Source organism: Roseibium sp. AWQ4_290 (assembly GCF_056160985.1).
Genome location: NZ_JBSWYG010000029.1, coordinates 20788 through 37943 on the forward strand (window position 1 = coordinate 20788; position 17156 = coordinate 37943).

Below are 17156 nucleotides of genomic sequence, written 5' to 3' on the forward strand. Positions count from 1 at the left end.
CCCCGGGCAGGATCTGCTCCTTTGAGCTCAAGTTTGCCCGGTCCGGTTTCCGATGGCGCTCCGGCAAAGGAGGCGGTCCCCGGTCTCCGGCTTCCCGCATTTTGGGTTGGATTTGAGCCGTCATCTCAAGACTCTATTAAACCTAACGGCGCATAGTGCTGGAACAAAGAGACCAGAGTATAGCGTTAAGGTCCGATAGAGTGCCCCGAGCTGCCACACGTCAGAGAAAACAGTCTTTTCTGCGCCGTCTTGTTACACCTGCAATTGCCATTGCAGCCCTTGGTTATTTCGGGTTCCACGCCATGAGCGGAGAGCTTGGCCTAGTCGGTCGGGCGATGATCGAAAGCCAAGTGTCAGAACTGGAATCAGAACTGGCTGTTCTTTCTGCTGAGCGCAAGGATCTCGTTGCCCGGGTCAGTCTTCTGCGCCCCGAAAGCCTGGATCCGGATATGCTGGATGAACGGGCCCGCCTCAATCTCAATCTGGTTCATACGGACGAGCTCGTGGTGCTTCGCCCTGGCCATCATTATAGTATGAACTTAAAGTAAGTTGATTTTCCAAATTTAACATAATTCAAGTTAAGTGTCTAAAAATCTCGTCTATTCAATAAGATAACTTGATCTCATCCGCCAAAAACGACAGATTGGATTGACAGGAGCAACAGGATAAGTTGCACCTACCTGTCTTAGGGGAAACGTCACGCCGAGATTGAGGGTTATGGCCACAGCATCAAAGACCAATGCCGCTAGCTCGAAGAGCACAAGCCGGACCCGCGGTTCCGCCAGCAAGGCGCAACCTGCGATCGCAGAGTTCGACAAGGATGAAGAACTTCACGCTTACCGCGAAATGCTTCTGATCCGCCGATTTGAGGAAAAAGCCGGGCAATTATACGGCATGGGCCTCATCGGCGGATTTTGTCATTTGTATATCGGGCAGGAAGCTGTCGTGGTCGGTATGCAGATGGCCAAGAAGGACGGCGATCAGATGATCACCGGCTACCGCGACCATGGTCACATGCTGGCAATGGATCTTGATCCGGGTGCTGTCATGGCCGAGTTGACCGGGCGCCGGGGCGGCCTGTCAAAGGGCAAGGGTGGCTCCATGCACATGTTCTCCAAGGAGAAGCATTTCTATGGTGGCCATGGCATCGTGGGGGCCCAGGTCTCGCTGGGAACCGGGCTGGGTTTCGCTAACAAGTATCGCGAAAACGGCAACGTTGCGATGGCGTTTTTCGGCGACGGTGCGTCCAACCAGGGCCAGGTCTATGAGAGCTTCAATATGGCGGAGCTATGGAAGCTGCCTGTTGTCTATGTGATCGAGAACAACAAATACGGCATGGGCACCAGCGTCAGCCGGGCGTCGGCGACGACGGATCTTTCCCAGCGCGGCGCGTCCTTCGGAATTCCGGGCGAGCAGGTGGACGGTATGGATGTGCGCGCCGTTAAGGCCGCCTCCGACAAGGCACTGTCCTGGTGCCGCGAAGGCAAGGGTCCTTACATTCTGGAGATGATCACCTACCGCTATCGCGGTCACTCCATGTCCGACCCGGCGAAATACCGGTCCAAGGACGAAGTGCAAAAGATGCGAACCGAGCACGACCCGATCGAGCAGGTGCGCTCCCGCCTGATTCACAACGGCTGGGCAAGTGAAGACGACCTCAAGTCCATCGACAAGGATGTGCGCGCGAAGGTTGCCGAAGCTGCGGAATTTGCTCAGAACGATCCGGAACCGGACGTTTCTGAACTCTATACCGACATCTTGCTGTAACGCCGGGGGAAAATATGCCTGTAGATATTTTGATGCCGGCGCTGTCGCCGACAATGGAAGAAGGGAAGCTTGCGAAGTGGTTGAAAGCCGAAGGCGATACCGTTTCCGCAGGTGATGTGATTGCCGAGATCGAAACCGACAAGGCCACGATGGAAGTGGAAGCGGTTGACGAGGGCACGCTTGGCAAGATCCTGGTCCCCGAGGGAACAGACAACGTCAAGGTCAACGAGAAAATCGCCGTCCTTCTGGGCGAAGGCGAAGACGCCAGCGCCATGGATACGGCCGCAGCAGCTCCGGCCGCCGCGCCCGCACCGGCAAGTCCGGCGGCTGCAGCTCCTTCAGCCGCACCTGCTGCCCCCGCACCGGTCACCTCTGAGCCCGCGTCTGACCCGGAAGTTCCGGAAGGAACGGCGATGAAGAGCTCAACGGTCCGTGAAGCCCTGCGTGATGCCATGGCCGAGGAAATGCACCGGGACGCGGATGTCTTCGTCATGGGCGAGGAAGTGGCCGAGTATCAGGGCGCCTACAAGATCACCCAGGGGCTTCTGGATGAATTCAGTGCCAAGCGCGTCATTGATACGCCGATTACCGAACACGGCTTTGCCGGTCTAGGTGTCGGGGCGGCTATGGCAGGCCTGAAACCCATTGTAGAGTTCATGACCTTCAACTTCGCCATGCAGGCGATTGACCAGATCATCAACTCCGCTGCCAAGACGCTCTATATGTCCGGTGGCCAGATGGGCGCGCCAATTGTTTTCCGCGGCCCGAACGGGGCAGCGGCCCGTGTCGGCGCGCAGCATTCCCAGGACTATGCGTCCTGGTATGCCCATGTGCCGGGTCTGAAAGTGGTCCAGCCTTATTCCGCAGCGGATGCCAAGGGCCTGTTGAAGGCAGCGATCCGGGATCCGAACCCGGTGATCTTCCTGGAAAACGAGATCCTCTACGGCCACTCCTTTGACATTCCGGATATGGAAGACTTTGTCCTGCCGATCGGCAAGGCCAAGGTGGAACGGGGCGGCACGGATGTCACGCTGGTCTCCTGGGGCATCGGCATGACCTATACGCTGCAGGCAGCTGAGGAACTGGCGGCCATGGGCATTTCCGCAGAGGTGATCAACCTGCGCACCATCCGCCCTCTCGACATAGACACTGTTCTGGCCTCCGTTCGCAAGACGGGGCGGATTGTCACCATCGAGGAAGCCTACCCGATGTGTTCGGTGTCTTCCGAAATCGCCTATCAGGTTCAGGAAAAAGCCTTCGATTATCTCGATGCGCCGATCCTTCGGGTGACCGGTAAGGACGTTCCGATGCCCTATGCCGCAAATCTTGAAAAGCTCGCGCTGCCGAGCGTTCCGGAAGTCATCGATGCGGTCAAGGCCGTGACCTACACAGCCTGAGGCGAGGGAGACGGACATGCCAATCAATATCACCATGCCGGCCCTTTCCCCGACCATGGAAGAGGGCAATCTGGCCAAATGGCTGGTCAAGGAAGGCGATCAGGTTGCTGCGGGCGATGTGATCGCCGAGATTGAAACCGACAAGGCCACGATGGAAGTCGAAGCAGTGGATGAAGGCACGGTCGGAAAGATCGTCGTGCCCGAAGGCTCTGCGGGCGTGAAGGTCAACGCGCTGATTGCCGTTCTGCTTGAGGACGGCGAGGAGGCCAGTGCCATCGATACGTCCGGTGGCGCAGCTCCAGCGCCTGCTGCAGCGTCTGCAACAGCCCCGGCAACTGCCGCTGCATCGGCTCCGTCTGCTGCTCCGGCGGCAGCGCCCGCCGGACCGGCTCCTGCAGCCGCAGACGGCGTGCGTCTGTTTGCCTCGCCTTTGGCCCGGCGCCTCGCCAAGCTGAATAGCCTGGATCTCAACGCCTTGTCTGGCACCGGGCCCCATGGCCGTATCGTCAAGCGCGACATTGAGGCGGCGATTGCCACTGGAACCGGCAAGGCAGCTCAGGTGGCAGAAGCGCCCAAGGTGGCTGCTGCCGCTCCGGCGCCTGTCTCCGGCCCGTCTGCGGATCAGGTGCTCAAGCTCTTTGACGAAGGCTCTTATGAGCTCGTGCCCCATGACGGCATGCGCAAGACCATTGCCAAGCGCTTGACGGAATCCAAGCAGACCATTCCGCATTTCTATGTGTCGGTGGACTGCGAACTGGATGCGCTTCTGGCCCTGCGGGCGCAGCTCAACGGCTCTGCTGCCACCGACAAGGATGGCAAACCGGCCTACAAGCTGTCGGTGAATGACATGACCATCAAGGCGCTTGCGCTTGCCCTGCGCGATGTTCCGGATGCAAACGTGTCCTGGACGGATGACAACATGGTTATGCACAAACATGCCGATGTGGGGGTCGCTGTGTCAATTCCGGGCGGTCTGATCACCCCGATCATCCGCCGGGCGGAAGAAAAGCCGCTTTCGGTCATTTCCAACGAAATGAAGGATCTCGGCAAGCGGGCCAAGGAACGCAAGCTGAAGCCCGAAGAGTATCAGGGCGGAACGACTGCGGTCTCCAACATGGGCATGATGGGCGTGAAGGATTTCTCGGCCGTCGTGAACCCGCCCCATGCCACCATTCTGGCGGTCGGTGCTGGTGAAAAACGCCCGGTGGTCAAGGACAACGCGCTTGCCGTGGCAACGGTTATGACCGTGACATTGTCCACCGACCACCGCTGCGTGGACGGGGCGCTCGGGGCGGAGTTGCTTGCCGCTTTCAAGGGCTACATCGAAAATCCGATGAGCATGCTGGTTTGACCCATGCTCTCCGGCGCGGCGGCAACGCCGCGCCGTTTTTGAACGATGATTTCTTTCGCCGGGGAAAACACCATGGCTGACACCAATTACGATGTGATCATCATCGGCTCCGGGCCGGGCGGGTATGTGACTGCGATCCGGTCCGCCCAGCTGGGCTTCAAGACCGCCATTGTCGAGCGCGAGCATCTTGGCGGCATCTGCCTCAACTGGGGTTGTATTCCGACCAAGGCACTGCTGCGGTCCGCTGAAATTTTCGACCATGCCAACCACGCCAAAAGCTTCGGCCTCACGCTGGAAGGCACCATGAAGGCTGACGTCAAGGACGTGGTGGCCCGCTCGCGCGGCGTGTCTGCGCGGCTGAATGGTGGCGTCGGCTTCCTGATGAAGAAGAACAAAATCGACGTGATCTGGGGTGAAGCCAAGCTCACCAAGCCGGGCGAGATTGTTGTCGGCAAGTCAACCAAGCCGGTGGTCGAGCCGCAGCACCCGGTGCCCAAGGGCGTGAAAGGCGAGGGCACCTATACGGCCAAGCACATTGTTGTTGCGACTGGTGCCCGTCCGCGTGCTTTGCCGGGGATAGAGCCGGACGGCAAGCTGATCTGGACCTATTTCGAGGCCATGAAACCGGCCAAGATGCCGAAGTCTCTGGTGGTGATGGGCTCCGGTGCCATCGGCATCGAATTCGCATCCTTCTACCGCTCCATGGGTGTGGATGTGACTGTGGTCGAGCTGATGGCCAACGTGATGCCGGTGGAAGACGCGGAAATTTCGAAATTCGCCCGCAAGGCGCTGGAAAAGCGGGGTCTGAAGATCATCACGGAAGCCAAGGTGACCAAGGTCGACAAGGCGGCCAATTCCATAACAGCCCATGTGGAGACCAAGGACGGCAAGGTGAGCCAGATCACGGCGGACCATCTGATTTCCGCCGTCGGGGTTCAGGGCAATATCGAGAATATCGGTCTGGAAGCCCTTGGGGTGAAAACCGACCGGGGCTGTGTCGTCATTGACGGGTATGGGCGCACGAATGTTCCGGGTCTTTATGCCATAGGCGATGTGGCCGGACCGCCCATGCTGGCGCATAAGGCCGAGCATGAAGGTGTGATCTGCATCGAAAAGATCGCCGGTGTGCCGGATGTGCATCCGATGGACCACCGCAAGATCCCGGGCTGCACCTATTGCAATCCGCAGGTCGCCTCTGTTGGCTTCACCGAAGCCAAAGCCAAGGAGCAAGGCCGCGAGATCCGCGTCGGCCGCTACATGTTCAATGCCAACGGCAAGGCCATTGCCCTTGGTGAAGACAACGGCATGATCAAGGTGATCTTTGATAAGAAAAGCGGCGAGTTGCTGGGGGCGCATATGTGCGGCGCCGAAGTGACCGAACTGATCCAGGGCTTCGTGGTGGCCATGAACCTTGAGACCACCGAAGAAGAGTTGATGCACACGATTTTCCCGCATCCGACCCTGTCGGAGATGATGAAGGAATCTGTGCTCGACGCATACGGAAAGGTTTTGAACGCCTGATTTACGAAGGCTTCGGCAAGGATCTGCCGAAGCCGCTTTCCTGCAGTCATGGAGACAGGTCTTGCTTGCTTCTATCTGCGACGGATTGAGATTTCTGTGTCGATGGGGAAGCTGAACGCTCAAGCCTCGTGAGGAGGTGACGTTGACTGCTTCGTTGAATGTGCTGCTTGTTTACGTTGCGAACATGGCCCGAAGACTGCTGAAACAGCAGTTTTTCACTGGGTGGCAGTCGTCCAGGGCGTCGTACCTGTTTCCGATGCCGCATTGCCGGTTCCTTGGCTCTTCCGGGTGCATTTGGAGAGGGGGAGCATGTAACCGCTATCAGCCTGCAAAGAGAAGCGCGCAAGCTCACGTTCAAGTGTATTTGGCATGCAGGAGTGGTTTTTGGACTTGGCCTTCCATAGCCTGCCAGTTTTTTGCCAATTGGCGCGTCAACGCCCTGTCTGTGAGTTGTGCTGACACATCCTTTAGCTACAGTGCTTCTATCGAAAGAGCGGAGCATGGTTCACGCGCTTAGTTGTTGGGGAAAAGGGAAAGCGAAATGGATGCAAAAGCAATTTTGATCTGGGTGGTCATCGGAGTTGTAGCCGGGTGGCTGGCAAGCTTGTTTGTCGGCGGCAGTGGGGGGCTCCTCAAATACCTTTTGACCGGTGTCATCGGAGCTTTTGTCGGCGGGTTTCTCGTCAAGGCGACCGGGATAAATATCAATCTCGGCAATGCTCTTGTGAACGAGATTATTGTGGCCGCCATCGGTGCGATTATTGTTGTTCTGATTGCCCGGGTACTGGTTTGAACAGAGAAAAGGACTATCCGCGATGGGCTTGATTGTCGCAGTTTTCATCGGCCTTGTCGCGGGCGCGGTTGCTCACCGGGTGCTTAACAGCCGGGGAGGGGTCCTCGGCAGCCTGGTGGTTGGGTTGATCGGTGCCTTGATCGGTGGAAAACTGGCGGAAATTTTCCGTCTGCAGGTTACTGGTGGCATTCTGGATCAACTGATCCTGGCCACCATTGGCGCCATTTTGTTCCTGTTTTTGTGGCGTAAGCTGCGGGGGTAATCGGAAGGACGGGAGCCTAAATGGATCAATTGTCTTCACGTGCCGCCACCCGGCTGGCTACATATGGAACTCTTGCGCCCGGACGGGCCAATCACCATCAGCTGGCCGATATCAAGGGGCGCTGGCGCAGGGGCACGGTGCGTGGGCGGCTGGTTCAGACCGGCTGGGGAGCCGCGCTCGGGTTTCCCGGACTGGTTCTGGATTCGGAAGGCCAGACGATTGAAGTCTTTCTTTTCGAGGCCGACAGCCTTGCCGAACTTTGGGGGCGGTTGGACGCCTTTGAGGGGGATGGCTATCAACGCGTGGAAACGCTGGTTTTGACCGATGAGGGCGATGTGCCAGCCTCGATCTATGTGGTGCGGGAAGAGGATGCGCCGGGTCCTCTGGACGAGCCCGGTATGGAGGCGTTTCCCTTAAGAACATCCGACAAGCTGCGCTATGCGGATACGGACCGGCAGGGCCACGTGAACAATGCGGTCTTCAACACGTTTCTGGAGACAGGCCGGGTCGAGCTTCTGATCGGCGGTCAATTGATGGATGAAGGTGCCGCCTTTGTGATTGCCCGGCTGGAACTTGATTTTCTGGCCGAAGTGACCTGGCCTGGCCAGGTGGAGATCGGCACTGCGGTCAAGGAGATCGGGCGCAGCTCCTTCAAACTGTTTCAGCAGGTGTTCCAGGATGGCCGGCCGGTGGCCGAAGCGGTCACCGTGATCGTCCAGATAAACGAGGTCAGCCGCAAGGCGCATGCCTTGACGGAGAAGGCCCGGCAAAGGCTGGCAACACTGGTCAGACCTGCGCTTAGCACATAGCTGGCTCACCACCATTTTGGCTTGACCTTTCAGAGGAATAACGACACTTAAGGCCCATGGTTACGATTGTCGACACGCTTAATAGCCCGAGACCGAAATCCGATGCCCGCCCGCGTCATCCGGAGAAGGAACATCGTCCGGACAATCCGGTGCAGCGCAAGCCGAAATGGATCCGTGTCAAGGCGCCGACCTCGCCGGTTTACCGGGAAACCCAGGATGTGGTGCGTCAGAACAATCTGGTAACCGTCTGTGAGGAAGCCGGCTGCCCCAATATCGGAGAATGCTGGTCCAAGAAACACGCCAGTTTCATGATCCTGGGCGACACGTGTACACGGGCCTGCGCCTTCTGCAACGTGCGCACCGGCATGCCGGGAGCCGTCGACCAGAATGAACCTCAGGGGGTGGCCGATGCGGTGGCGACCATGGGGCTGGAACATGTTGTGATCACGTCGGTTGACCGGGATGATCTGGATGACGGCGGTGCCCGCCATTTTGCCGATGTCATCCAGGCCATCCGCAAGACTGCACCGAAGACGACGGTCGAAGTGCTGACACCGGATTTTTTGCGCAAGGACGGGGCGCTGGAAATTGTGGTTGAGGCAAAGCCCGATGTGTTCAACCACAATCTTGAAACGGTTCCGTCAAAGTATCTGACCGTGCGGCCCGGTGCGCGCTATTTCCATTCCATCCGCATTTTGCAGAAGGTGAAGGAACTCGATCCGGAAATGTTCACCAAATCCGGCATCATGGTCGGCCTTGGAGAAGTCCGCAACGAGGTGCTTCAGCTGATGGATGACCTCAGAGCCGCCGATGTGGATTTCCTGACTGTTGGCCAGTATCTCCAGCCGTCCAAGAAACACCACCCGGTGCTGTCCTTCGTGACGCCGGAGGAATTCAAAGGGTATGAACGGATTGCCTATGCCAAGGGCTTTTTGAAAGTCTCTGCAAGTCCGCTGACCCGCTCGTCCCACCATGCGGGGGAAGACTTCGCCGACCTTCGCGCTGCGCGCAAGGCCAAGCTCGGTCACTGAAACACGCGTCCCAAAGGCCCGGACAGTCTGCATGCCCAGTTTTTCATCCTCACATAATGTCAAGCATCCGGCGGACAAAATGTTCCGTCTTGTGGCGGATGTGGAGCAATACCCGGAATTCGTGCCTCTGTGCCAGGACCTGCATGTGCGCGGCCGCAAGGAGCTGGAGGATGGCCGTAGCGTGCTGGTGGCCGACATGACGGTGGCCTACAAGCTGTTCCGGGAAACCTTTACCAGCCGGGTTGAACTGCGCCCGGCTGAGCGCACGATTTTGGTGGAATATCTGGACGGCCCGTTCAAGCATCTTGAAAACAAATGGACCTTTGAAGAGGCTGGAGAGGGCAGCTGCACGGTCGGCTTCTATATTGCCTATGAGTTCAAGAGCCGCACGCTTGGATCCCTTATGGGCGTGATGTTCGACAAGGCCTTCCGGAAATTTTCCAGCGCGTTTGAGGCCCGGGCCGATCAGGTCTACGGCGCCTGACCGGCCTCAGGCCGTCTCTTCATACCCGTCTTTGTGGTTGGCTTGCCCGCTGAAAGTGGCGGGCCGGGTGTGTCAACCAACCTCAAAAAAATAAGACCCAATGTGGCCGTCACATGTTGTGCCGCGCCGGAGCTGGCGGTGCAAGGCGCCGGGGCCTGCCCGGTCAATGAAATGCTTGCCCGTCCGTCCATCAGGCGCAATCTTGTAACACCGGTCCGGCCCGTCTTGCTGAGTGCCAATGAAGGTTATTTTCTGTCCGTAAGCCGACAGTCACGGGAAACGAGCCTGTTTGTGGACTGGATCAGCAGGATCGCCTCAAAAAATCCTGTCCGGTTCTCTGTGTGACCCTGCGCGTATCCTAAAGAAGGATTCTGTCTTCATTTGAATTGTTTGAAGGCGTCCCGGATCGTACGCAGGCGGCTTGATCTCATGTTCAGCGGCGCATTTTCCGCCCGCAATTTGGCAATCTCCCGCTCGGACAATCCCAGTTCTTCCAGGGTTGCGAAGGCGGTTTTATCCGAGCAGACGACGGTGCGGGTCTGACCCGTGACTTCTTCAAGAACGAGCGAATTGCCGGCTTCCGACTGTTCTTCTGTCCAAAGAACCGTCCCGGAGGACACCCAAAAAGTCCGGTCGCAATAGCGCGCCTGATAGTAGCCGACCTTTGGCTTGGTCAGGATCTCGTGAAAGCCGGTGAATTTGCCGTTGGAGAATTGGGAACGGATGTAGAAGTCACTTTGCGCAATCGCAGTGCTCGACAGGCAAATGCAGCCTAGCACTGTTGCGGTAATCCAAGAGACAGAGTGTTTCATCCCCGATGTCCTTATGTGAGCCCATATGTGCCCCACTTGATCGAGAATAAAATCTTTAGATTACTTATTTGTTAACTTTTGCCTCGGGCTGGCTACTCGGTAGGCTCGTGTTATTCGCCCCGGAGCGATTGCGCGGCTTCATCAAGATTTTGAGGATTGAACGCCTCGCGTATGGAGGCAAAACGGTCCTCCCGTTTCTTGCTCGCGCCGTTATCATACAATTCATGCATCACGAGCCGGGGATCGTCTTCGATGCCGAGACCTTTGAGGGTCACCTGTTCTTCGGGGTGCTCGCAAATGGGCCGCCAGCCTTTCCCCCAGTTATGTTCCACCCGCACCTCGTAATTCTGCTCCACCTCAAGTTCGGTCCAGGCCACCGTCGCATACCGGACCCAGTAGGTGCGGTTGCAATAGCTGACTTCAACGAGGCCCTCGGACTTCCTTTTATAGATCTTGTGGGACCCCCGGAATGTCTGATGGCCATCTCGGGAAATGAGATAGATGTCTCCTATCTTGGGTACGTCGCTCTGGGCCATGGCGCCGCTGGCAGACAGAAGGCAAAACCCGCCTAGAAGCGTGAGAATTTTCAAGCGCATGAGATTGGTCCCCTGCAGCGGGTCTTGGGTGCCCCGAGAGGTTTTTGTTGTGACGACCGTAGCGGCAACATAGAAGAGGTTCTTATAGAACATGTTGATTGCCGACGGTGCGTTTTACTAAAAGTTGATATAATTCGCTGGTGCTAAATTTCAGGCGGAGGGGGTGAAAGGTGCGGCGGCACATCAGCGCTCGTGGTAGCTGCCTTCGGCTTCCGCTTCTTCAGGCTCATCCGTGCCGAAAAATGATTTAATCGAGGCCAGAAGGTTCTTTTGTTTTGGGTTTTCTTCCAGACTGTTGAGATAGTCTTGGGGGCTGAGTTTGACGCCGATATCCTTCAGGGTCACCTGCTGTTCGGGGCTGGCGCAAATAGGGCGCCACCCGCGTCCTGAATTGTATTCGAGGCGGATGATATGGCCCCGTCTGGCCTCAATCTGGGACCAGGCGATCGTGCTGCCGCGTACATAATAGGAATAGGCGCAGTATTGAACCTTTCTGGTGCCGACAGAGAGCTTGGTGAAGACTTTGTGGCTGCCAATAAACGAGCCGGACGTGTTGCGGGCGATCAGAAAGTAGTCTCCCGCAAGCGGCGGGGTCTCCGCAATTGCAGATCCGCTCATACTTGCCATGACGACTAGAAGTGCCAGAAACCGCTTCATGCCTGCACGATACGTGGTTCACGCAACGGTACGTCAAGTAGTTTTTATAATGTAAAAACCTGCGTTGCAGCAAAAATTCCAGTATCGTTAACGAGTCTTTTCTGTGGTCAGGGCGTTCAAGGCAGTCCTAAGAGCGGTTTGAACTGTCTCCAGGCGGATTGACTGCCTGCCTCGGTCTGCAAACCGGCAATGCATATGATGGGTCGGCTGACCGTATCTGGCGACGGCCAGATGCACGGTGCCGACTGGTTTTTCCTCAGACCCGCCGCCCGGGCCTGCAATTCCGGTCACGGAAACAGCAATGCCGGCCTTGGAGCGGGACAGGGCTCCTTCGGCCATTGCAAGAGCGACCTCCTTGCTGACCGCGCCTTCGCGGGCGATCAGTTCGGCGGGGACGCCCAGCATCTCCGTCTTGGCCTCGTTTGAATAGGTGACGAAACCCCGGTCCACAGCGGCCGAGGACCCTGCAATGTCTGTCAGTGTGCCGCAGATGAGTCCACCGGTGCAGGATTCGGCAGTGGCAATCATGATGTCCCGGTCCTTCAAGGCGTCCAGCAGCGTTTCAGCCAGGGGGATCAGGGCACTTAAACTGGTCAAAGGGGCGTCAGTCATAGTCCGATGTCTCGTTCTCATCAAAGGGCAAGCGTACGGTGACGCTTGCAAGGGCCGCGATTCCTTCCTTGCGGCCTGTGAATCCGAGCCGTTCCGATGTGGTCGCCTTGATGGAGACCCGGGAGACCGGCAGGCCGCAAATACGTGCAACGGTTTCGCGGATCTGCGGCCGGTGCGGACCGATCTTGGGCTCTTCACATACGATGGTGACATCGATATGAGCCAGGCGGCCCCCGAGCGCTGCGACCCGCCGGATGGCATCGTCCTGAAACTGGTCTGATGCGGCGCCTTTCCAGGCAGGATCACTTGGCGGGAAATGGCTGCCGATGTCACCATCTCCAATGGCGCCGAGAGTGGCGTCGGTGATGGCATGCAGTACCACATCCGCGTCCGAGTGGCCTTTCAGCTTCCTTGTGTGGTCAATCGTGACGCCGCCGAGGATCACGGCTTCGCCGTCTTCAAAGGCATGAACGTCATAGCCAATCCCTGTGCGGACATCCTGCAGGGCGTCGAGAGAGGGGGGCTGGGAGCGGGGTTTGGTTGGGTCTGTCATGGAAGCCTGGCGGTCTGCGCGTGTAAGATCGGCGAGGGTGGTGATTTTGAAATTGTCCGGTGAGCCTTCGCACAGCTGGACGGTCAATCCGGCCCATTCGGCAAGGCCTGTATCGTCGGTAAATCCGGTTTCATGCTCATGGTCCGCTTTCAGGTGGGCGTTCAAAATGAGCTCAAACGGGAAGGCTTGCGGTGTCTGGGCAGCCCACAGGTTTGTTCTGTCGACTGTTTCCAGGCGCCCGCCGGTTGTGTTTGACCGTTTCAGCGTATCTGCAACGGCAAGTGCGGCCAGGGCGCCATCTGCGCCCGTGTCCAGTGTGGTCAGAATGTCGTCCAATACCCTCAAAGGGACAAACGGGCGGGCCGCATCATGGATCAGGACAAAGTCGCAAGCTTCTGGTCTGAGCGCCTTGAGCCCTTCCAGCACGGAGGCCTGGCGGGTGGGGCCGCCAAAGGCGGCATTCAGGAGCTTGGCGCGGGTGGTGGGCGCTGTGGTTGCGGCTGCGGCGTCGAACAGGTCTTGGTCATCTGCGTGGATGACAGTCAGAATTTTTCCGATCCGAGGATGATTCGCCAAGGCTTCCAGTGTATGAGACAGCACCGGTCGGCCGCAGAGGCGTCTGTATTGCTTCGGCTGTGTGTCGCCGGGCGCCGCCAGACGGGTGCCGCGCCCCGCCGCAACAATCAGGGCGGCTGCGGTTTTGGCCATTGACGGTCTCCTTGCGGGCTGGTCCTGCATAAAACTTTGACGGTCTTTAACGAAGATCATACGTCTTTCGCAAATTTAGACTTGTTGCGTTGCATAAATTGTCTACAATATAGGCAGAAAGAAATTTGCACAGGTAATGAGCAAAAGAGAGAGCCTGGTGTCCGCACCCGTGAAATCCCTCGCTATTGGATCGACTATTTTACCGAACTCGGCCGTTCTGGCGCCGATGTCCGGGGTCACAGATCTGCCCTTTCGGCGTCTGGCTGCGCGTTTCGGCGCGGGCATGGTTGTCAGCGAAATGGTGGCCAGCGAATCCTTCATAAAAGGGTATGCGGAAACCCAGATGCGGGCCGAGGCCCAGGACGGTGGGCTGCATGTTGTCCAGCTGGCCGGCCGGGAAGCGCGCTGGATGGGTGAGGCGGCCAAGGTTATTGCGGATCTGGGTGCCGACGTCATTGACATTAACATGGGGTGTCCTGCGAAAAAGGTCACATCGGGCTATTCCGGGTCCGCCTTGATGCGGGACCTTGATCATGCGCTGTCCTTGATTGAGGCAACGGTTGGAGCGGTCGATCTTCCGGTCACCGTGAAGATGCGGCTTGGCTGGGACGATACCTCGTTGAATGCCGCTGAGCTTGCCTGCCGCGCGGAGGCAGCCGGGGTGCAGCTGATCACCGTGCACGGGCGCACCAGGTGCCAATTCTACAAGGGCAAGGCCGATTGGAAGGCGATTGGCCGTGTCAAAGCGGCAACACGGCTACCCGTAATCGCGAACGGCGACTGCAAAAGCCCGGAAGATGCACATGCTATGCTTGAGGCGTCCGGTACGGATGGGGTGATGATTGGACGGGGGGCCTATGGCCGTCCCTGGCTGCCCGGTCATGTGGGCCGGTATCTTCTAACGGGTTCCTTGCCTGCTGCCCCGAGCGGAGCGGATCTGGCGGAGCTTGTGGCGGAGCATTACCAGGCGATCTTGAGCCACTATGGCCAGTTTCAGGGCGTGCGCATCGCCCGCAAGCATCTGGGCTGGTATCTGGACGAGGCGCTTGCCCAGGGCAGCGCGCCCTTGCCCGGCCCTGTTCGCAAAACCCTGATGACGTCCAGCCAGCCGGAAGAGGTGCTCCGGTTGGCTCTGGACTGGTTCTCCAATTCAAACGAACGGACGGCTGCGTGAGCAAAAAAATGACCGAAGAGGGCCGTGTGGCCATGCTCGCCAGCGACGGCCCGACTATTCTCGACGCTCTGCCGCATCCGGTTCTTCTTGTTGCGCCGGACGGTGTGATTGAATCGGCCAATATGGCGGCTGAAATTTTCATGCGCTCCAGCGCGGCCGTGCTCCGGCGGCATCCGATCAGTGACTTTGTTCCCTTTGGCAGCCCCTTGCTGACCTTGCTTGAACAGGTGCGCGAACGGGCTGCGCCAGTCAACGAATACAAGGTGGATATCGGTTCGCCTCGCATCGGTGCGCCCAAGATCGTCGACATCAATGCAGCGCCGGTGGCCGACCGGCCGGGCGCCGTGGTGCTGATGTTCCAGGAACGAACCATGGCGGAAAAAATCGACCGGCAGCTGACTTCCCGCGGTGCGGCCCGGACGGTGACCGGGCTTGCCGCGATGCTGGCCCACGAGATCAAGAACCCCTTGTCCGGCATCCGGGGCGCCGCCCAGCTGCTGGAACAATCGGTTGCCGATGACGACCGCTCCCTGACGCGGCTGATCATGGACGAGACCGACCGGATCGTGAAACTGGTCGACCGGATGGAGGTCTTTTCCGACGAGCGGCCGATCGAGCGTGAGCCGGTTAATATTCATGTTGTGCTCGACCGGGTCAAAAGCCTGTCCGACAATGGGTTTGCGCGCGGCAAGCGTATCGTGGAGACCTACGACCCCTCCCTGCCAGCGGTCTATGCCAATAAGGATCAGCTGATTCAGGTGTTCCTCAATCTTGTGAAGAATGCCAGTGAAGCCATTGGCGATGACCCGGATGGTGAAATCCGCATTTCGACTGCTTTCAGGCCTGGCGTGCGGCTGTCCGTTCCTGGAACAGATCAGCGGGTCAGTCTGCCGCTCGAGTTCTGCGTGCAGGACAATGGCCCGGGCGTGCCGGATGATCTCCTGCCGCATTTGTTTGAACCTTTCATCACCACAAAAACCAACGGATCCGGGCTTGGGCTCGCGCTTGTTGCCAAAATCATTGGCGACCATGGCGGTGTCATAGAATGTGACAGTCAGCGTGAAAGAACTACGTTCCGTATCCTCATGCCTGCCTATACCGGCGGAGGCCTGGCATCCCCAGGTCAGACGAGCCAAGGAACCGAATAACAATGCCGACAGGTACGATCCTTGTTGCAGATGACGATGCTGCGATCCGCACAGTTCTCAATCAGGCTCTGTCCAGGGCCGGCTATACGGTCCGGCTGACCTCAAACGCATCGACGCTTTGGCGGTGGGTGTCATCAGGAGACGGGGATCTGGTGATCACGGATGTGGTCATGCCGGACGAGAATATCTTCGATGTGCTGCCGCGCATGAAGAAGATGCGTCCGGAATTGCCGGTTCTTGTCATGAGCGCGCAAAACACCTTCATGACCGCTATCAAGGCGTCGGAAAAGGGCGCCTATGAATACCTGCCAAAGCCGTTTGATCTCAAAGAGCTGACGAATATTGTCCAACGGGCGCTTGAAGAGCCAAAAAAGCGGCCGACGCTGGACATTGACGATGCCGGGGAAGGCATGCCCCTGGTCGGCAGATCTCCGGCGATGCAGGAAATCTACCGTATTCTGGCCCGGCTGATGCAGACCGATCTGACGGTGATGATCAACGGGGAGTCGGGAACCGGCAAGGAGCTGGTTGCCCGTGCGCTGCACGACTATGGCAAGCGCCGCAACGGCCCGTTCGTAGCGATCAATATGGCCGCGATCCCGCGCGACCTGATCGAGGCGGAGCTGTTCGGCCATGAGAAAGGCGCCTTTACCGGGGCACAGAACCGGAGTTCCGGCCGTTTTGAACAGGCCGATGGCGGCACGCTGTTTCTCGATGAAATCGGTGATATGCCCATGGAAGCCCAGACGCGGCTTTTGCGGGTACTGCAGCAGGGGGAATATACCACGGTTGGGGGGCGTACGCCGATCAAGACGGATGTGCGCATTGTTGCGGCCACCAACAAGGATCTGCGCCATCTGATTAATCAGGGACTGTTCCGGGAGGATCTGTATTTCCGGCTGAACGTCGTACCGATCCGGTTGCCACCCCTGCGTGAGCGGGTGGAGGATATTCCGGATCTGGTGCGCCATTTCTTTTCCATCGTGGAAAAGGAAGGTCTTCAGGCCAAGCAGATTGACCAGGGTGCGCTGAACATGCTGCGCCGCTACAGATGGCCGGGCAATGTGCGCGAGCTTGAGAATCTGGTGCGACGGTTGGCTGCGCTTTACCCGCAGGATGTCATCAGTGAAAGCCTGCTGGATCAGGAACTGAGCCAGCCAAGTGTCACTTCGGCCGAAGAAGATGTTTCAGAAACCATCAATCTCGGCGGCTCGGTGGAAAAATACCTGAACGGCTATTTTGATACGTTTGGAGAAGCTCTGCCTCCCCCGGGCCTTTATCACCGCATCTTGCGGGAGGTGGAATATCCGCTCATCAGTGCGGCGCTTGCCGCCACACGGGGCAACCAGATCAAAGCGGCCGAGCTTTTGGGAGTAAACCGGAACACCCTGCGCAAGAAAATCCGGGACCTGGATATTCAGGTCATGCGGTCGGCGCGCTAACAAAGGCACGTTTGGTGTCTTGTCGTGTTTACTGTGATC

General features: G+C 58.1%; 18 protein-coding genes. 13 read left to right on the forward strand and 5 right to left on the reverse strand.

Features of this window, described 5'->3' with window-relative positions; genetic code table 11:
• Positions 1 to 200: 200 nt before the first annotated feature.
• The 10 genes from ACXAH0_RS22945 to ACXAH0_RS22990 all read left to right on the forward strand — a co-directional run bounded on the left by ACXAH0_RS22945 (position 201) and on the right by ACXAH0_RS22990 (position 9415).
• Positions 201 to 548: an FtsB family cell division protein gene (locus tag ACXAH0_RS22945; protein WP_475185438.1), complete on the forward strand. Its 348-nt coding sequence runs from the start codon at positions 201 to 203 to the stop codon at positions 546 to 548.
• A 169-nt stretch (positions 549 to 717) separates the two neighbouring features.
• On the forward strand, positions 718 to 1767 hold the full coding sequence (gene pdhA / locus ACXAH0_RS22950) for a pyruvate dehydrogenase (acetyl-transferring) E1 component subunit alpha (RefSeq protein WP_475185440.1): 1050 nt from the start codon (positions 718 to 720) through the stop codon (positions 1765 to 1767).
• Positions 1768 to 1781: 14 nt separating this feature from the next.
• Positions 1782 to 3164 (forward strand): pyruvate dehydrogenase complex E1 component subunit beta, encoded by a 1383-nt coding sequence (locus ACXAH0_RS22955; RefSeq protein ID WP_475195357.1) that lies wholly within the window; start codon positions 1782 to 1784, stop codon positions 3162 to 3164.
• Between the two features lie 16 nt (positions 3165 to 3180).
• Positions 3181 to 4515 carry a pyruvate dehydrogenase complex dihydrolipoamide acetyltransferase gene (locus ACXAH0_RS22960; RefSeq protein WP_475195363.1) on the forward strand — a complete coding sequence of 445 codons (1335 nt, stop codon included), beginning with the start codon at positions 3181 to 3183 and terminating at the stop codon, positions 4513 to 4515.
• A gap of 72 nt (positions 4516 to 4587) precedes the next feature.
• Positions 4588 to 6036 (forward strand): dihydrolipoyl dehydrogenase, encoded by a 1449-nt coding sequence (lpdA, locus tag ACXAH0_RS22965; RefSeq protein WP_475195366.1) that lies wholly within the window; start codon positions 4588 to 4590, stop codon positions 6034 to 6036.
• Between the two features lie 541 nt (positions 6037 to 6577).
• Positions 6578 to 6829 carry a GlsB/YeaQ/YmgE family stress response membrane protein gene (locus ACXAH0_RS22970; RefSeq protein WP_475185452.1) on the forward strand — a complete coding sequence of 84 codons (252 nt, stop codon included), beginning with the start codon at positions 6578 to 6580 and terminating at the stop codon, positions 6827 to 6829.
• Positions 6830 to 6851: 22 nt separating this feature from the next.
• The gene (locus tag ACXAH0_RS22975) at positions 6852 to 7091 is read left to right on the forward strand and encodes a GlsB/YeaQ/YmgE family stress response membrane protein (protein ID WP_475195368.1); all 240 of its coding nucleotides are present in this window, start codon (positions 6852 to 6854) and stop codon (positions 7089 to 7091) included.
• 20 nt (positions 7092 to 7111) lie between these two features.
• On the forward strand, positions 7112 to 7900 hold the full coding sequence (locus ACXAH0_RS22980; RefSeq protein WP_475195370.1) for a thioesterase family protein: 789 nt from the start codon (positions 7112 to 7114) through the stop codon (positions 7898 to 7900).
• A 56-nt stretch (positions 7901 to 7956) separates the two neighbouring features.
• Positions 7957 to 8931, forward strand: a complete 975-nt coding sequence (gene lipA / locus ACXAH0_RS22985) for a lipoyl synthase (RefSeq protein ID WP_475195372.1) — start codon at positions 7957 to 7959, stop codon at positions 8929 to 8931.
• Positions 8932 to 8962: 31 nt separating this feature from the next.
• Positions 8963 to 9415, forward strand: coding sequence for a type II toxin-antitoxin system RatA family toxin (locus tag ACXAH0_RS22990; protein ID WP_475185461.1), 453 nt, complete (start codon positions 8963 to 8965; stop codon positions 9413 to 9415).
• A 377-nt stretch (positions 9416 to 9792) separates the two neighbouring features.
• Here the strand turns inward: ACXAH0_RS22990 and ACXAH0_RS22995 are convergent, their stop codons facing one another.
• The 5 genes from ACXAH0_RS22995 to ACXAH0_RS23015 form a co-directional block, all read right to left on the reverse strand.
• The gene (locus ACXAH0_RS22995; RefSeq protein ID WP_475195375.1) at positions 9793 to 10227 is read right to left on the reverse strand and encodes a hypothetical protein; all 435 of its coding nucleotides are present in this window, start codon (positions 10225 to 10227) and stop codon (positions 9793 to 9795) included.
• A 110-nt stretch (positions 10228 to 10337) separates the two neighbouring features.
• Positions 10338 to 10823: a hypothetical protein gene (locus ACXAH0_RS23000; RefSeq protein ID WP_475195376.1), complete on the reverse strand. Its 486-nt coding sequence runs from the start codon at positions 10821 to 10823 to the stop codon at positions 10338 to 10340.
• Positions 10824 to 11006: 183 nt separating this feature from the next.
• Positions 11007 to 11441 (reverse strand): hypothetical protein, encoded by a 435-nt coding sequence (locus tag ACXAH0_RS23005; protein WP_475195377.1) that lies wholly within the window; start codon positions 11439 to 11441, stop codon positions 11007 to 11009.
• Positions 11442 to 11567: 126 nt separating this feature from the next.
• Positions 11568 to 12092, reverse strand: coding sequence for a CinA family protein (locus ACXAH0_RS23010; protein ID WP_475195380.1), 525 nt, complete (start codon positions 12090 to 12092; stop codon positions 11568 to 11570).
• Positions 12085 to 13353 (reverse strand): bifunctional 2-C-methyl-D-erythritol 4-phosphate cytidylyltransferase/2-C-methyl-D-erythritol 2,4-cyclodiphosphate synthase, encoded by a 1269-nt coding sequence (locus ACXAH0_RS23015; protein ID WP_475195381.1) that lies wholly within the window; start codon positions 13351 to 13353, stop codon positions 12085 to 12087. The genes ACXAH0_RS23010 and ACXAH0_RS23015 overlap by 8 nt, the downstream gene beginning before the upstream one ends.
• 136 nt (positions 13354 to 13489) lie before the next feature.
• On the opposite strand from ACXAH0_RS23015, the gene dusB reads away from it, so the two are divergent.
• The 3 genes from dusB to ntrC are packed head-to-tail and all read left to right on the forward strand — an operon-like array spanning position 13490 to position 17117.
• Complete coding sequence (gene dusB / locus ACXAH0_RS23020; protein WP_475195384.1) at positions 13490 to 14527, forward strand: tRNA dihydrouridine synthase DusB; 1038 nt, start codon at positions 13490 to 13492, stop codon at positions 14525 to 14527.
• An 8-nt stretch (positions 14528 to 14535) separates the two neighbouring features.
• Complete coding sequence (locus ACXAH0_RS23025) at positions 14536 to 15675, forward strand: two-component system sensor histidine kinase NtrB (protein WP_475185533.1); 1140 nt, start codon at positions 14536 to 14538, stop codon at positions 15673 to 15675.
• A gap of 2 nt (positions 15676 to 15677) precedes the next feature.
• A complete protein-coding gene (gene ntrC, locus ACXAH0_RS23030; RefSeq protein ID WP_475185486.1) occupies positions 15678 to 17117 on the forward strand; it encodes a nitrogen regulation protein NR(I) in 1440 nt (479 codons plus the stop codon).
• The last annotated feature ends 39 nt before the right edge of the window (positions 17118 to 17156 follow it).

What these genes read in the sequence shown, in the direction of transcription:
- ACXAH0_RS22990 (WP_475185461.1), top strand. Translation starts at nt 8,963, where the DNA reads ATGCCCAGTTTTTCATCCTCACATAATGTCAAGCATCCGGCGGACAAA.
- lipA (WP_475195372.1), top strand. Translation starts at nt 7,957, where the DNA reads ATGGTTACGATTGTCGACACGCTTAATAGCCCGAGACCGAAATCCGAT.
- ACXAH0_RS22955 (WP_475195357.1), top strand. Translation starts at nt 1,782, where the DNA reads ATGCCTGTAGATATTTTGATGCCGGCGCTGTCGCCGACAATGGAAGAA.
- ntrC (WP_475185486.1), top strand. Translation starts at nt 15,678, where the DNA reads ATGCCGACAGGTACGATCCTTGTTGCAGATGACGATGCTGCGATCCGC.
- dusB (WP_475195384.1), top strand. Translation starts at nt 13,490, where the DNA reads ATGAGCAAAAGAGAGAGCCTGGTGTCCGCACCCGTGAAATCCCTCGCT.
- ACXAH0_RS22960 (WP_475195363.1), top strand. Translation starts at nt 3,181, where the DNA reads ATGCCAATCAATATCACCATGCCGGCCCTTTCCCCGACCATGGAAGAG.
- ACXAH0_RS23010 (WP_475195380.1), bottom strand. Translation starts at nt 12,092, where the DNA reads ATGACTGACGCCCCTTTGACCAGTTTAAGTGCCCTGATCCCCCTGGCT.
- ACXAH0_RS23000 (WP_475195376.1), bottom strand. Translation starts at nt 10,823, where the DNA reads ATGCGCTTGAAAATTCTCACGCTTCTAGGCGGGTTTTGCCTTCTGTCT.
- pdhA (WP_475185440.1), top strand. Translation starts at nt 718, where the DNA reads ATGGCCACAGCATCAAAGACCAATGCCGCTAGCTCGAAGAGCACAAGC.
- lpdA (WP_475195366.1), top strand. Translation starts at nt 4,588, where the DNA reads ATGGCTGACACCAATTACGATGTGATCATCATCGGCTCCGGGCCGGGC.
- ACXAH0_RS23015 (WP_475195381.1), bottom strand. Translation starts at nt 13,353, where the DNA reads ATGGCCAAAACCGCAGCCGCCCTGATTGTTGCGGCGGGGCGCGGCACC.
- ACXAH0_RS22970 (WP_475185452.1), top strand. Translation starts at nt 6,578, where the DNA reads ATGGATGCAAAAGCAATTTTGATCTGGGTGGTCATCGGAGTTGTAGCC.
- ACXAH0_RS23005 (WP_475195377.1), bottom strand. Translation starts at nt 11,441, where the DNA reads ATGAGCGGATCTGCAATTGCGGAGACCCCGCCGCTTGCGGGAGACTAC.
- ACXAH0_RS22995 (WP_475195375.1), bottom strand. Translation starts at nt 10,227, where the DNA reads ATGAAACACTCTGTCTCTTGGATTACCGCAACAGTGCTAGGCTGCATT.
- ACXAH0_RS22980 (WP_475195370.1), top strand. Translation starts at nt 7,112, where the DNA reads ATGGATCAATTGTCTTCACGTGCCGCCACCCGGCTGGCTACATATGGA.
- ACXAH0_RS23025 (WP_475185533.1), top strand. Translation starts at nt 14,536, where the DNA reads ATGACCGAAGAGGGCCGTGTGGCCATGCTCGCCAGCGACGGCCCGACT.
- ACXAH0_RS22975 (WP_475195368.1), top strand. Translation starts at nt 6,852, where the DNA reads ATGGGCTTGATTGTCGCAGTTTTCATCGGCCTTGTCGCGGGCGCGGTT.